Raw genomic sequence first — 14,346 nt, 5'->3', positions numbered from 1 at the left:
ACGCGGCGATACCTCATTAAGATATTGAAAAATAGAGTAATGTTAATCTTAATTAAATAAGGTAATACTGAATGATCCAGCGATCTCTCACAACTCTGTAAGAGATCTCTCACACGCGCGATAGCATCGTGGATTACAGAAGTGGCTCAAGTCGGGTGAGGAATTCCGCAAGTGAGGGTGCGAGAGTCTCGCGATTGCGGGTACCGATGGTCTCTTTAACCACTTCACCAGACAGGTTGCAGACTGAGATAACGTCCAGTTCACTGTCCAGCGTGGCAATAAAGAGCGTCGGAGAAAGCTTAAGGCGCTTTTGCGTGACCAGATGACCAATCAGGTTTTCCTGAACACGCTGCAGATCGTCTTCACTCCAGGTCTGCAACAGCGTCAGCGTGATATCAGCAAATCGCGCAGGCATATCCCCTGCAAATTGCGTGGTATAAAACGCGTGAACCGCTGGTTGTACCACAATGTCCATTGCCCGTTCAACCGCATTTACATTTTGCTCACCCGTCGGGGGTTGCGGTTGCCAGATAACGTAATCATCCGGAGAAGAGATAATACATGGCGAAGGTACACCATATAAGTCAGTGCTTTGCGGCCATGTGCCGTGCGTTTCATGCCATGCATCGCAATAGCGGGTCGTGAAGGCAGTGAGGGCATTTGCAGTTTCGATGTCCACCGATTTCTCTCTTCTTGTAAGACAGGATAAACTCAGCCCATAAGTGTACCTGTAAAGTGGCTATGAAACATGTCTTACGAAAATCATCAGGCGTTAACGGGCTTAACGCTGGGTAAATCGACCGATTACCGCGACACCTACGATGCAGGCCTGCTGCAGGGCGTACCGCGCAGTCTGAATCGCGATCCTCTGGGCCTGCGCGCTGACGCGCTGCCGTTTGTTGGCGGTGATATCTGGACGCTCTACGAGCTTTCCTGGCTCAACGCCCGCGGTCTGCCGCAGGTCGCAGTGGGCCATGTTGAACTGGATTATGCCAGCCAGAACCTGGTGGAATCCAAAAGCTTTAAGCTCTATCTCAACAGCTTTAACCAGACCAAATTCGACAGTCAGGAAGAGGTTCAGCATACCCTGGAGCGGGATTTAAGCGCCTGCGCACAGGGCAAGGTGAGCGTGTCACTCTATCGTCTGAATGAGCTGGAAGGGCAGCCGGTTGCCCACTTCAACGGTACCTGCATCGACGATCAGGATATCGCAGTGGATAATTACGAATTCAGTACCGATTACCTCGAAAATGCGGCAAGCGGAAAGACCGTTGAAGAGACGCTGGTAAGTCATTTACTGAAATCCAACTGCCTGATCACCCATCAGCCGGACTGGGGCTCCGTGCAGATCCAGTATCGCGGTCCGAAGATTGACCGGGAAAAACTGCTGCGCTACCTGGTGTCGTTCCGCCATCACAACGAATTCCACGAGCAGTGCGTGGAGCGCATCTTTAATGATATTCAGCGTTTCTGTCATCCCGAAACGTTAAGCGTTTATGCGCGCTACACCCGCCGTGGTGGTCTGGATATCAATCCATGGCGCACCAACACGGACTTTGTGCCTGCCACCGGCCGTCTTGTACGCCAGTAACCTAAATATTTTCGCAATATGCGCGGTCTATTCCGCGCTTTAGGTTGTGAAACGTCGTAAGCCAGGGCTATTGTAATCAACAGGGAAAGACGATAATCGTCCCGTAAGGAGCTCACTTGATTACACATATTAGCCCTCTTGGCTCAATGGATATGTTGTCGCAGCTGGAAGTGGACATGCTTAAACGCACGGCCAGCAGCGATCTTTATCAATTGTTTCGTAACTGTTCACTTGCCGTACTGAACTCCGGAAGCCTGACCGACAACAGTAAAGAGCTGCTGTCCCGCTTCGAAAACTTTGATATCAACGTGCTGCGCCGCGAGCGTGGCGTGAAACTTGAAGTGATCAACCCGCCGGAAGAGGCCTTTGTGGACGGGCGCATCATTCGCTCCCTTCAGGCCAACCTGTTTGCCGTGCTGCGTGACATCCTGTTTGTTAACGGGCAGATCCACAACGCAGGCCGCTTCCAGCATCTCGACCTGGAAAGCTCGGTACATATCACCAATCTGGTGTTCTCCATTTTACGTAACGCCCGCGCCCTGCACGTGGGCGAAGCCCCTAATATGGTCGTCTGCTGGGGTGGTCACTCGATTAACGAAACCGAATATCTCTATGCCCGTCGGGTGGGAAACCAGCTCGGCCTGCGTGAGCTGAATATCTGTACCGGCTGTGGTCCCGGGGCGATGGAAGCGCCAATGAAAGGCGCGGCAGTGGGACACGCTCAGCAGCGTTACAAAGAAGGGCGCTTTATCGGCATGACCGAGCCGTCGATCATCGCCGCTGAGCCACCTAACCCGCTGGTTAACGAACTGATTATTATGCCGGATATCGAGAAGCGCCTTGAGGCGTTTGTCCGTATCGCCCACGGGATAATCATCTTCCCGGGCGGCGTGGGAACCGCAGAAGAGCTGCTCTACCTGCTGGGTATTCTGATGAACCCGGCTAACAAAGATCAGGTTCTGCCGTTGATCCTGACCGGGCCGAAAGAGAGCGCTGACTACTTCCGCGTACTGGACGAGTTTATCGTTCATACGCTGGGGGAAACCGCGCGTCGTCACTATCGCATCATCATTGACGATGCGGCAGAAGTTGCGCGTCAGATGAAAAAAGCGATGCCGCTGGTAAAAGAGAACCGTCGCGATACCGGAGATGCCTACAGCTTTAACTGGTCAATCCGCATCGCGCCGGACCTGCAGATCCCGTTCGAACCCTCGCACGAAAACATGGCCAACCTGAAACTGTACCCGGACCAGCCGGTAGAAGTCCTTGCTGCCGACCTGCGACGCGCCTTCTCCGGCATCGTGGCGGGTAACGTGAAAGAGATGGGTATCCGTGCCATCGAGAAGTATGGTCCGTATAAGATCCATGGCGATCGCGAAATGATGCGCCGCATGGATGACATGTTGCAGGGCTTTGTTGCCCAGCACCGCATGAAGCTACCCGGGTCGGCGTACATTCCTTGCTACGAAATCTGCACGTAACATTTTCACTCTCCTGATAAAAGCCGGGCCACGATGCTGTGGGCCCGGCTTTTTTATTACCGAAACAACTCATAGATATTGCTTATACCTTTTACAAACTCTGACACTACGCAAACGATTACCTCGTTTTTACAACCGTAAATTATCAGCCTTAAACTAAATTACCTGCCAGAAAATCCTAAAAACCCATTTCTTTACAGCGTAAGACACCTATCTTCGCGGGTGCTCTTTTAGCTCACATGTTGTTGATGGTAGCCTTCGCACCCGTAAATCCTATTCGATGTTTTTTTAATAGATAAATGGTCTAAAGATGCCCACATCAAAAGTGGATTATTGCAATTGGGATCGGGATCACTGATAGATTCATAACGAGAATGTATCTTTCCGCCCGCCAATAGTTACGGGCGAAAATTATTAAAAAACCGTCACTGAACGAATTTCATATTACCGTCAGGCACTTTTTCATCGGATTTGACTACAAACCTGACAATTTGCTTCCTCCAGGAGATACAGATGGAAACCACTCAAACCAGCACCGTTGCTTCGATTGAATCCCGAAGTGGCTGGCGCAAATCAGATACCATGTGGATGCTTGGCCTTTACGGCACAGCTATCGGCGCTGGTGTATTGTTCCTTCCTATTAACGCAGGCGTCGGCGGTCTGATTCCGCTGATCATCATGGCTATCATTGCCTTCCCGATGACCTACTTTGCGCACCGCGGCCTGACCCGCTTCGTGCTGTCCGGTAAAAATCCTGGCGAAGACATTACTGAAGTCGTTGAAGAACATTTCGGCGTGGGCGCAGGTAAACTGATTACCCTGCTCTACTTCTTCGCGATTTACCCCATTTTGCTGGTTTACAGCGTTGCAATCACCAACACCGTTGAAAGCTTCATGCTGCACCAGCTGCACATGACGCCACCACCGCGTGCCATTCTGTCTCTGATCCTGATTGTGGGCATGATGACCATTGTCCGTTTCGGTGAGCAGATGATCGTGAAAGCGATGAGCATCCTGGTGTTCCCGTTTGTGGCTGCACTGATGGTACTGGCGCTGTATCTGATTCCACAGTGGCACGGTGCCGCGCTGGAAACGCTCTCCCTGAGCAGCGCATCTGCAACCGGTAACGGCCTGCTGATGACCCTGTGGCTGGCTATCCCGGTGATGGTATTCTCCTTTAACCACTCACCGATCATCTCCTCCTTCGCCGTGGCGAAGCGTGAAGAGTACGGCGACGGTGCAGAGAAGAAGTGCTCCAGCATCCTGGCGCGTGCGCACATCATGATGGTGCTGACCGTTATGTTCTTCGTCTTCAGCTGTGTACTGAGCCTCTCCCCGGCGGATCTGGCGGCAGCGAAAGAGCAGAACATCACCATTCTGTCTTACCTGGCGAACCACTTTAACGCACCGGTCATCGCGTGGATGGCCCCTATCATCGCGATCATCGCCATTACCAAATCCTTCCTCGGCCACTACCTGGGCGCACGTGAAGGCTTCAACGGTATGGTGATTAAATCTCTGCGCGGTAAAGGCAAGAGCATTGAAGTCAACAAACTGAACAAGATGACCGCGCTGTTCATGCTGGTCACCACCTGGGCAGTTGCCACGCTGAACCCAAGCATCCTGGGCATGATTGAAACCCTGGGCGGCCCGGTTATCGCGATGATTCTGTTCCTGATGCCGATGTACGCGATTCAGAAAGTACCTGCCATGCGCAAGTACAGCGGTCAGATTAGCAATATCTTCGTGGTTATCATGGGGCTTATCGCTATCTCCGCAATCTTCTACTCCCTGTACACCATGTTCTGATTATCACCCGCGCCGTCTCAGGACGGCGCACTCCTCCCCCTCTGACTGAAAGCAATGGACGCATCATGATTAGCGTATTCGATATTTTCAAAATCGGTATTGGTCCTTCCAGCTCTCACACCGTCGGACCAATGAAAGCCGGTAAGCAGTTCACGGATGACTTGATTGCGCGCGGCATTTTGCACGACGTAACCCGCGTGGTTGTCGATGTGTACGGCTCTCTCTCCCTGACAGGTAAGGGCCACCATACCGATATCGCCATTATCATGGGCCTGGCAGGAAACCTGCCGGATACCGTTGATATTGATGCGATCCCTGGTTTCATCCAGGACGTCAATACCCACGGTCGCCTGCTGCTGGCAAATGGCGAACATGAAGTGGAATTCCCGGTTGATCATTGCATGAATTTCCATGCAGACAACCTGTCACTGCACGAAAACGGAATGCGTATTACCGCACTGGCAGGCGACAAAGCGGTATACAGCCAGACTTACTACTCTATCGGCGGCGGGTTTATCGTCGACGAAGACCACTTTGGTGAAACCAGCACATCCTCCGTTGACGTGCCTTATCCGTACAAAACCGCGGCGGATCTTCAGCGTCACTGCCAGGAAACGGGTCTCTCCCTTTCCGGCCTGATGATGAAAAACGAGCTGGCCCTGCACAGCAAAGCGGAACTGGAGCAGCACTTCACCAACGTCTGGGAAGTCATGCGCGGCGGTATCGAACGCGGGATCACTACCGAAGGTGTTCTGCCCGGTAAGCTTCGCGTACCACGCCGTGCGGCAGCGCTGCGTCGGATGCTCGTGAGCACCGACAAAACGACCACGGACCCTATGGCGGTCGTTGACTGGATCAATATGTTCGCGCTGGCGGTAAACGAAGAGAACGCTGCGGGTGGCCGCGTGGTGACAGCACCGACTAACGGCGCCTGCGGTATCGTTCCGGCGGTACTGGCGTACTACGACAAGTTTATCCGCGAAGTGAACGCGAACTCGCTGGCACGCTACCTGCTGGTCGCCAGTGCGATTGGTTCACTGTACAAGATGAACGCCTCCATTTCCGGTGCAGAAGTAGGCTGTCAGGGTGAAGTTGGCGTCGCCTGCTCCATGGCTGCGGCGGGTCTGGCAGAACTGCTGGGCGCAAGCCCGACACAGGTCTGTATTGCGGCTGAAATCGGCATGGAACATAACCTGGGACTGACCTGCGACCCGGTTGCCGGACAGGTACAGGTGCCTTGCATCGAGCGTAACGCCATCGCCTCCGTGAAGGCGGTCAACGCCGCACGTATGGCACTGCGTCGTACCAGTGAACCGCGCGTTTGCCTCGATAAAGTTATCGAAACCATGTACGAAACAGGTAAAGATATGAACGCCAAATACCGCGAAACATCTCGCGGCGGCCTGGCGATGAAGATCGTGACCTGCGATTAAGCCTTTCAGGAAGCCTCGTTTTGCGAGGCTTCTTCCTGTTTTCCCCACCGCACATAGTTTCCCACCGCTGACAATGTTACCCTTCCCCCATTAAACAGAAGGGAGATTATCTGTGGCTGTTCATTTGCTTATCGTCGATGCGCTCAACCTCATTCGCCGGATCCATGCGGTGCAAGGTACGCCCTGTAAGGACACGTGTCTGCACGCGCTGGAGCAACTTATCCGCCATAGCGAACCGACCCATGTGGTTGCCGTTTTTGATGACGAAGCGCGTAACAGCGGCTGGCGACACCAGCGCCTTCCCGACTATAAGGCCGGGCGCGCACCAATGCCTGACGATCTGCATGCCGAAATGCCGGCCATTCGCGCCGCCTTTGAACAGCGCGGCGTTCCCTGCTGGGGAGCCCATGGCAATGAAGCCGATGATCTGGCCGCCACGTTAGCCGTCAAGGTCGCGAGCGCCGGACATCAGGCCACCATCGTCTCAACCGATAAAGGCTACTGCCAGCTGCTTTCACCCACCGTCCGCATCCGCGATTACTTCCAGAAGCGCTGGCTTGATGCCCCCTTTATCGCCAGTGAGTTTGGCGTCTCGCCGGAACAACTTCCTGACTACTGGGGACTGGCCGGAATAAGCAGCTCGAAGGTTCCGGGAGTGGCAGGCATCGGGCCGAAGAGTGCCGCCCAACTGCTGACGGATTTTCAGAGTCTGGAAGGGATTTACGCCAGGCTGGACGAGGTCCCGGAAAAATGGCGCAAGAAGCTGGAGGCGCATAAAGAGATGGCCTTTATCTGCCGGGATGTGGCGACGTTACAGACGGATTTACAGCTGGACGGGAACTTGCAGCAGTTGCGCTTAGAACGTTAAATCGTTTTCAGATGAATCGCCCGGCAAGCAAAACGCCACCGGGCAATGTAACGCGTATTATCGCTCGTCGCGACGTCCGCCGACAGCAGCCCACCAGCGACGAATGTGCACCGTCACTTCTTCGCGGTCGTGATACAGCTGGCGCGCCTGAATCTCCACGTTAATGCCGTGCTCATCCATTTGCGCCTGGATATAGGCCAGGTTTTGCGAGACTTCCTCATAGCGCTTTTTCATCGGCAGCTTGAGGTTAAAGATAGTCTCACGGCACCAGCCGTTCACCAGCCAGGAGGCCATCAGCGCGGCCACTTTTGCCGGCTTCTCAACCATATCGCACACCATCCAGGAGATGTTGTTGCGGGTGGGACGATAGCGAAAACCATCTTCACGCAGCCAGGTGACCTGTCCGGTATCCATCAGGCTTTGGGCCATCGGGCCGTTATCAACCGAAGAGACCCACATGTTGCGTTTCACCAGTTGATAGGTCCAGCCGCCCGGACACGCGCCGAGATCGACCGCGTACATGCCGTTCGCCAGACGCTCATCCCACTCATCCGCCGGGATAAACACGTGGAACGCCTCTTCCAGCTTCAGGGTAGAACGGCTTGGCGCATCTGAAGGGAATTTCAGACGCGGAATGCCCATGAAGAAGGGAGAGTTGTTATTGGTGTAGGAGTAACCCGTGTAGCAGCAGCCAGTGGCGATAAAGAATATATGCACCACCGGACGTTTTGGCGTTTCGTAGTTTGTCAGCACGCCTGCGTCACGCAGTGCAGCGCGCAGCGGTACGGTAAACTTACGACAGAACTTCATCAGCTCTTTGCTTTCGTTGGTATCCGCGACTTCAACACGCAGCTCGCCACCCTTTTCCACGACGCCCTGCAGCATACCCACAACCGGCGTGATGCGGTCTTCCGGCGGAAGATCTTTTAGCAGTTCACCGGCGACAAACATCTGGCGAGCGAAGATCAGTGAGCTGAACGGCAGCTCACGCGCCAGTTTATCCGCATCCTCAGGCTGATAGCACTCGAATACGACGTAGCCGGCATTATCTTTAACGCGTGCAAAGCCAAAGACTTCGCGCTTCGCCGCTTTATCAGTAATTTCCGCGGCGCACTCTTTCTCAAACCCCGGGCGACAATATAAAACAACCTTATTCATGAACAACGCCCTTGCGTTTCAGACGGATGGCTCCGATAAACATTAATACCCAACCTGCCAGGAAGCTGACGCCGCCGACAGGTGTAACAAACGCCCACAGGCGTAAATGCGAAAGCGCCAGGCAGTACAGACTACCGCTGAACAACACGGTGCCTAACGCCAGGAATACGCTGCTCCAGTAAAACCAGATGCTGATGCGGCGCTGCATTGCCACCGCCAGCCCAAAAATCGCCAGCGTGTGGAATGCCTGGTATTCAAGGCCGGTCTGGATCCAGCCCATTTCTACCGCCCCCAACGACTTGCTTAATACATGTGCGCCAAAGGCGCCCAGTGCAACAAAAATAAAGCCACTCACCGCGGCAAAAATCAGCATGAATCGGCTGGTCATGTTTAAATCCTAAAGTGATGCGTGCCCGGCACACAAAAGTTACTGTTCATACCTGAAGCGGAATTTTTCTTGCTCACTCGCCGCTTTCGCCAGAATCCACTGTCGGAAAGCGGCTATTTTACCCAGTTCTGCCTGACTGTCATGACAAACCAGATAAAACGCGTTCTTGCTGACCAGCACATCATTAAATGGACAAACCAGACGGCCTGCCTCAATTTCGGACTGCGCCATGACGTTATTCGCCAACGCCACGCCTTGCCCGTGAATGGCAGCCTGTAACACCATTGCGCTGTGGCTAAAAATGGGGCCCTGCTGCACGTTTATATGATTAAGACCTAATTGACGGGTATAAGTTTGCCAGTCACGGCGAGAAGCATCATGTAAAAGCGTATGTCGCGCCAGGTCAGCGGGGGTCTTCAGCGCCTTTTCGCCCGTTAAGAGCAGCGGTGAACAGACCGGCAGCAGATATTCTGCGTATAATTTTTCGACACGCAAGCCTGGCCAGTTACCGCGGCCATAAAAAATGGCGACGTCCACATCATCGGCCAGCTTGTCTTCCTGACGGTCCACCGCCTGGATTCGAACGTCGATTCCCGGATAAGCTGAGTTAAAGCTTGTGAGTCTTGGCACCAGCCACTGAATGGCAAAACTGGGTAATAAACTTACCGTCAGCGCGCCTTTTGCACTGCGGGCCTGCAGCTTGCGCGTGGCTTCCGTGAGCTGGGAAAAAATCTCTTTAATATCCTGAAAATAGCTCTGCCCCTCTTCGGTCAACAGTAATGAACGGTTGCGCCGACGGAACAGCTTAAGGCCCAGGAAATCCTCCAGAGACTTGATTTGGTGACTTACTGCGGCCTGTGTCACAAAAAGCTCATCGGCTGCGCGCGTGAAACTCAGGTGACGTGCTGCTGCATCAAAAACACGTAATGCATTTAGGGGTGGCAATCGCTTCGACATGGTTATCTGGCTTAGATGTTAACGAGATTTAACAAACAGGAAACAATGTTTAACCTATTAGTTTTTTTTATCTGAGCCATTATAATTTGTCCGTTGAGGAACTACCAGCAAATACCTATAGTGGCGGCACTTCCTGAGCCGGAACGAAGAGCTTTTTTCGGAATGCGTGTTCTGAAGGGCTTTTGGCTTACGGTTGTGATGTTGTGTTGTTGTGTTTGCAATTGGTCTGCGATTCAGACCACGGTAGCAACGCTACCAATTTTTCACTTCCTGTACATTTACCCTGTCTGTCCATAGTGATTAATGTAGCACCGCCAATTTGCGGTGCTTTTTTTTCGCCTGCGATCGATTAATGCTCGATTTCTTTCATTTCCTTCACGTCAGTGCGATTAATCTGCTGCTTGTTCCCGTTCGCATCTTTATACGAAATCATACCGGTGTCGTTATCGGTTGTCGGTTTCCCTTCAGAGACGATAGAACGGCCATCGTTAGTATGCATTACGTAGTTGTTACCGGAACAGGCGCTCAGGGCAAAGGTCAACGCACAGGCAGAGATAATGGCGGCTGTCTTTTTCATGCTTATTCTCCTTTAGCAATTAATGCTATTCAAACATCGATTTATAACAGGCTTAAACATTCACCTAACCTTATTTAGCATAACCTGCTTTTTCAGAGTCGCCAGGATAAGTAAGGATTAGCAGACAAATCTGATAGATATCAACCTTCTTGCCCTGCCGATGAAATTGCGCGACGATCTCACTATTGAGATGAGGAATTCCATGAACGCTTTCAGTCCCGCGCAGTTTCGCGCACAGTTCCCGGCGCTGGCCGATGCCGGTATTTACCTTGATAGCGCTGCCACCGCCCTTAAGCCTCAGGCAGTCATTGAGGCGACGCAGCAGTTCTACAGCCTGAGCGCCGGGAACGTGCACCGTAGCCAGTTTGCCGAAGCACAGCGATTAACCGCGCGCTATGAAGCCGCACGCGATCAGGTCGCACGCCTGATCAACGCCGAAAGCGGGAAAAACATCGTCTGGACGCGAGGCACTACTGAAGCCATTAACATGGTGGCCCAGTGCTATGCGCGCCCGCGGCTTAAGCCCGGCGATGAAATTATTGTCAGCGAGGCAGAACACCACGCCAACCTGGTTCCGTGGCTGATGGTGGCTGAGCAAACGGGCGCGCGCATTGTGAAACTGCCGCTGGGTGCAGATCTTCTGCCAGACGTAGCGCGCTTATCTGAGCTCATTACCCCCCGCAGCCGCATTCTGGCACTCGGACAAATGTCGAACGTCACAGGGGGTTGCCCGGATCTGGCTCTGGCCATCGACGTGGCCCACGCTAACGACATGGTGGTGATGGTCGACGGTGCCCAGGGCGTGGTGCATTTCCCCGCTGATGTACAAAAGCTGGATATTGATTTCTATGCCTTCTCAGGACATAAGCTGTACGGCCCAACCGGGATCGGAGTGCTGTACGGAAAACCGGCCCTGCTGGCGCAAATGACGCCGTGGCTTGGGGGAGGTAAAATGATCACCGAGGTGACCTTTGAGGGCTTTAAAACTCAGGATGTCCCTTACCGTCTGGAAGCCGGAACGCCGAACGTCGCAGGCGTCATCGGCCTGAGTGCCGCGCTTGAATGGCTGGCTGAAACGGATATCGCTCAGGCAGAACGCTGGAGCCGGGGTCTGGCGACGCTTGCAGAAGAAGCGCTGCAGAAACGTCCGGGTTTTCGATCGTTCCGCGTGCAGGACTCAAGCCTGCTGGCCTTTGATTATGCCGGCGTTCATCATAGCGATATGGTTACGCTGCTTGCCGGGTATGGCATTGCCCTGCGTGCCGGCCAGCACTGCGCGCAGCCATTACTGGCCGCGCTGGGTGTGAGCGGTACACTGCGTGCGTCGTTTGCGCCGTATAATACGCAAAGCGATGTGGATGCGCTGGTTGATGCCGTTGACCGCGCCCTTGAAATACTGGTGGATTAATGACGAGTTCAGCGTTAGCCGAGCATCCGTTTGGCACGGTTATCACAGAAGAGACCTTAAAACAGACTTTCGCCCCGCTGTTGCAATGGGAAGATAAATATCGCCAGCTGATCCTGCTCGGCAAGCAGTTGCCGGCGCTGTCAGACGAACGCAAAGCGCAGGCGAAAGAGATTTCCGGCTGCGAGAACCGCGTCTGGCTGGGATGCACGGTATCCGGTGAAAAACTGCATTTCTTTGGCGACAGCGAAGGGCGTATCGTTCGCGGGCTGCTGGCGGTACTGTTAACCGCCGTGGAAGGGAAAAGCGCGGCGGAGCTGCTGACGCACTCGCCGCTGGCATTGTTCGATGAACTGGGGCTACGGGCGCAGCTCAGCGCCTCGCGCGGTCAGGGCCTGGTCGCACTCAGTGAGGCGGTACAGGATGCCGCGCGTCAGGCTCAGGCCTGACGTTCCGCCTTCGCCATCATTTTCTTCAGGGCGTGAGAGACGGCTACAAAGCCGAAAGAGGCGGTCACCATGGTGGCCGCACCAAAGCCTGAGGCGCAATCCATCCTTTTTGGCCCTTCCGCCGTGCTTTTCATCGCACACACCGAACCGTCAGCCTGCGGGTAGACCAGGGCTTCAGTCGAAAAGACACAGTCAACGCCCAGCTTGCCTTTGCTGTTTTTCACGACGTTAAAATCGCTTTTTAAGCGCTCGCGCAGCTTGGCCGCCAGCGGGTCCTGAATCGTCTTTGCCAAATCGGCCACCTGAATCTGCGTGGGATCGATTTGCCCGCCAGCCCCCCCGGTGGTAACCAGAGGAACCTTGTAACGCCGACAGTAGGCAATCAACGCCGCTTTTGGACGCACGCTGTCGATCGCGTCGATGACATAGCTGTAGCCTTTACTCATGTATTCGGCGACGTTATCTGCCGTCACAAAGTCATCGATCACCGTCACGCGGCATTCCGGGTTAATCAGGCGAATACGCTCCGCCATTACCTCAGATTTCGCCAGCCCGACGTTATCGCGCAGGGCATGGATTTGACGGTTGGTGTTGGTGACGCAAACGTCATCCATATCAATCAGCGTGATCGCGCCAATGCCGGTTCTCGCCAGCGCTTCCGCCGCCCAGGAGCCAACACCGCCAATCCCCACGACGCAGACATGCGCATCCGCAAACAGCTGCAGGGCTTTTTCACCATATAGACGTGCCGTGCCGCCAAAACGCTGACGCCAGGCATCGCTGATTACTACAGACATAAAACCTCAGATGTCAAAAGGGTGAGGTTATTCCTCACCCTTCTCTGTTAATTCAGTACGACTCAGAATACCACAATCAGCCGCTGAATACGTTACCGCTGCCAGGGGCTGCCTTGAGCACCCATACGCGCCCATAGTGGTTATACCAGCCTGCACGGTGCCCCGCATCCGGGCCAATGCCCTGATAAATATCGAAGTGCTGACCTTTAATCGCACCGCCGACATCCAGCGCGACCATCAGACGTAGCTCGTACTGACCGTTAAATTTGCCGTTGTTATCCAGCAGAGGCACTTCCGCCAGCAGCGTGGTGCCCGCAGGAATAATAGAACGATCCGAAGCTACCGAGGCGCGGCCAATCAGTGGAACGGCACTCGCCCCTTTCACTGGCGCAAAGTTTTGCGGTTTAAAGAAGACAAACGACGGGTTCTGTTCCAGCAGCTCACGCACTTCGGCTTCGCTGTGTTTTTCACCCCACTCGCGGATCGCCTGCATCGACATGTCTTCTTTTTTCACTTCGCCTCTGTCGATCAGCACTTTACCAATGCTGCGATAGGCATGACCGTTTTTACCGGAATAACTAAAGAAGTTCAGGGGGGAGCCATCGCCAAAGTCGATATAGCCGCTGCCCTGAACATCCATGATGAAGTTGTCCATCAGCGAGTTGCTGTAGGCCAGAACGTAGTTTTCGCTCAGCGCACCGGAGTAGATCTCAGCGCGGGACGGCAGACGACCGCGTTTAGGCGGCATTCGGTAAATGGGATACTGGAACTCGCCCTGACGCGTGTGTCGCGCCTGGATAACCGGGGTGTAGTAGCCGGTAAACTGGACGTTGCCATAGTTATCCGCCCCTTCCATCTGCCAGGCGTCGATACCAAACTGGCGCATATTGCGCGTATCACCGCCCGCGCGTAGCCAGTCCTGTACCGCGTTATAAACGCTGCTCTGTGAGCCATACAGACGTGGCGACGCGTTGCGGATCTGGTAAACCTGCTCGGAAAAGTCTCCGGCGTTGATCGGTGCGCCAACGGCATCAGGTTGATTAACTAAAGAGAAAGGCTGGGATAGCTTCCCGTCTTTATACTGTTGACCGCGATCGGTCGGTTTAGAAGAGCAGGCCGCAAGAATGGCTACCATTGCCCCTGTCATTAGATACTTCGCCCAACGTCCTTTCATTATATCTCGTCTTAAAGTTGCCCATTACCGCGTGATGAAGATAACAAACCCACTGTTCTAAAGAAACGGAATCACATGCCCTTTGGCAAATTCTGAGCAAAAAATAGTCCAAATATCGCAACGCCGTTCAATTTACATACAAAGTTAATGATTTATGTGAAAAAGGGGTTGCATCACAAACCTAACCGAGTATAGTGCGCTTCCACGGACGCGGGGTGGAGCAGCCTGGTAGCTCGTCGGGCTCATAACCCGAAGGTCG

The 14,346-nt window shown here is 53.9% G+C and carries 14 protein-coding genes; 7 read left to right on the top strand and 7 right to left on the bottom strand.

What is annotated here, in order from left to right:
• Positions 1-133: 133 nt before the first annotated feature.
• Complete coding sequence (syd, locus tag QLG09_RS03960; RefSeq protein WP_020883796.1) at positions 134-679, bottom strand: SecY-interacting protein; 546 nt, start codon at positions 677-679, stop codon at positions 134-136.
• 69 nt (positions 680-748) lie between these two features.
• On the opposite strand from syd, the gene queF reads away from it, so the two are divergent.
• The 5 genes from queF (at position 749) to xni (ending at position 7,182) form a co-directional block, all read left to right on the top strand.
• The gene (gene queF, locus QLG09_RS03955; protein ID WP_014171427.1) at positions 749-1,591 is read left to right on the top strand and encodes an NADPH-dependent 7-cyano-7-deazaguanine reductase QueF; all 843 of its coding nucleotides are present in this window, start codon (positions 749-751) and stop codon (positions 1,589-1,591) included.
• Between the two features lie 116 nt (positions 1,592-1,707).
• Positions 1,708-3,072 (top strand): nucleotide 5'-monophosphate nucleosidase PpnN, encoded by a 1,365-nt coding sequence (ppnN, locus tag QLG09_RS03950; RefSeq protein WP_032680379.1) that lies wholly within the window; start codon positions 1,708-1,710, stop codon positions 3,070-3,072.
• A 513-nt stretch (positions 3,073-3,585) separates the two neighbouring features.
• Positions 3,586-4,881 carry an HAAAP family serine/threonine permease gene (locus QLG09_RS03945; protein ID WP_020883794.1) on the top strand — a complete coding sequence of 432 codons (1,296 nt, stop codon included), beginning with the start codon at positions 3,586-3,588 and terminating at the stop codon, positions 4,879-4,881.
• Between the two features lie 65 nt (positions 4,882-4,946).
• Complete coding sequence (locus QLG09_RS03940) at positions 4,947-6,314, top strand: L-serine ammonia-lyase (protein WP_032680378.1); 1,368 nt, start codon at positions 4,947-4,949, stop codon at positions 6,312-6,314.
• A gap of 112 nt (positions 6,315-6,426) precedes the next feature.
• Entirely contained in the window at positions 6,427-7,182 is a 756-nt protein-coding gene (gene xni / locus QLG09_RS03935) for a flap endonuclease Xni (protein WP_014171431.1), read from the top strand.
• 57 nt (positions 7,183-7,239) lie between these two features.
• Here the strand turns inward: xni and rlmM are convergent, their stop codons facing one another.
• The 4 genes from rlmM to QLG09_RS03915 form a co-directional block, all read right to left on the bottom strand.
• Entirely contained in the window at positions 7,240-8,340 is a 1,101-nt protein-coding gene (rlmM, locus tag QLG09_RS03930) for a 23S rRNA (cytidine(2498)-2'-O)-methyltransferase RlmM (protein WP_282488743.1), read from the bottom strand.
• Positions 8,333-8,728 (bottom strand): DUF423 domain-containing protein, encoded by a 396-nt coding sequence (locus tag QLG09_RS03925; RefSeq protein WP_008499646.1) that lies wholly within the window; start codon positions 8,726-8,728, stop codon positions 8,333-8,335. The genes rlmM and QLG09_RS03925 overlap by 8 nt, the downstream gene beginning before the upstream one ends.
• 39 nt (positions 8,729-8,767) lie before the next feature.
• A complete protein-coding gene (gene gcvA / locus QLG09_RS03920) occupies positions 8,768-9,685 on the bottom strand; it encodes a glycine cleavage system transcriptional regulator GcvA (protein ID WP_014171433.1) in 918 nt (305 codons plus the stop codon).
• A gap of 349 nt (positions 9,686-10,034) precedes the next feature.
• Positions 10,035-10,262: a YgdI/YgdR family lipoprotein gene (locus tag QLG09_RS03915; RefSeq protein WP_003862759.1), complete on the bottom strand. Its 228-nt coding sequence runs from the start codon at positions 10,260-10,262 to the stop codon at positions 10,035-10,037.
• A 202-nt stretch (positions 10,263-10,464) separates the two neighbouring features.
• Here QLG09_RS03915 and csdA point away from each other — a divergent pair, with 202 nt between their 5' ends.
• The gene (gene csdA / locus QLG09_RS03910; RefSeq protein ID WP_049022419.1) at positions 10,465-11,670 is read left to right on the top strand and encodes a cysteine desulfurase CsdA; all 1,206 of its coding nucleotides are present in this window, start codon (positions 10,465-10,467) and stop codon (positions 11,668-11,670) included.
• On the top strand, positions 11,670-12,116 hold the full coding sequence (gene csdE / locus QLG09_RS03905) for a cysteine desulfurase sulfur acceptor subunit CsdE (RefSeq protein ID WP_014171435.1): 447 nt from the start codon (positions 11,670-11,672) through the stop codon (positions 12,114-12,116). The genes csdA and csdE overlap by 1 nt, the downstream gene beginning before the upstream one ends.
• On the opposite strand, the gene tcdA is transcribed toward csdE, so the two are convergent.
• The gene (tcdA, locus tag QLG09_RS03900; RefSeq protein WP_006811804.1) at positions 12,107-12,913 is read right to left on the bottom strand and encodes a tRNA cyclic N6-threonylcarbamoyladenosine(37) synthase TcdA; all 807 of its coding nucleotides are present in this window, start codon (positions 12,911-12,913) and stop codon (positions 12,107-12,109) included. The two genes, csdE and tcdA, sit on opposite strands and share 10 nt — an antisense overlap.
• Positions 12,914-12,989: 76 nt before the next feature.
• Positions 12,990-14,087, bottom strand: a complete 1,098-nt coding sequence (gene mltA, locus QLG09_RS03895; protein WP_025203349.1) for a murein transglycosylase A — start codon at positions 14,085-14,087, stop codon at positions 12,990-12,992.
• Positions 14,088-14,346: the final 259 nt, after the last annotated feature.

Origin of the sequence: Enterobacter sp. V89_11 (genome assembly GCF_029967775.1) — a bacterium.
In the GTDB taxonomy this organism is placed as follows: domain Bacteria; phylum Pseudomonadota; class Gammaproteobacteria; order Enterobacterales; family Enterobacteriaceae; genus Enterobacter; species Enterobacter ludwigii.
This window is presented reverse-complemented; position numbering and strand designations above follow the sequence as displayed.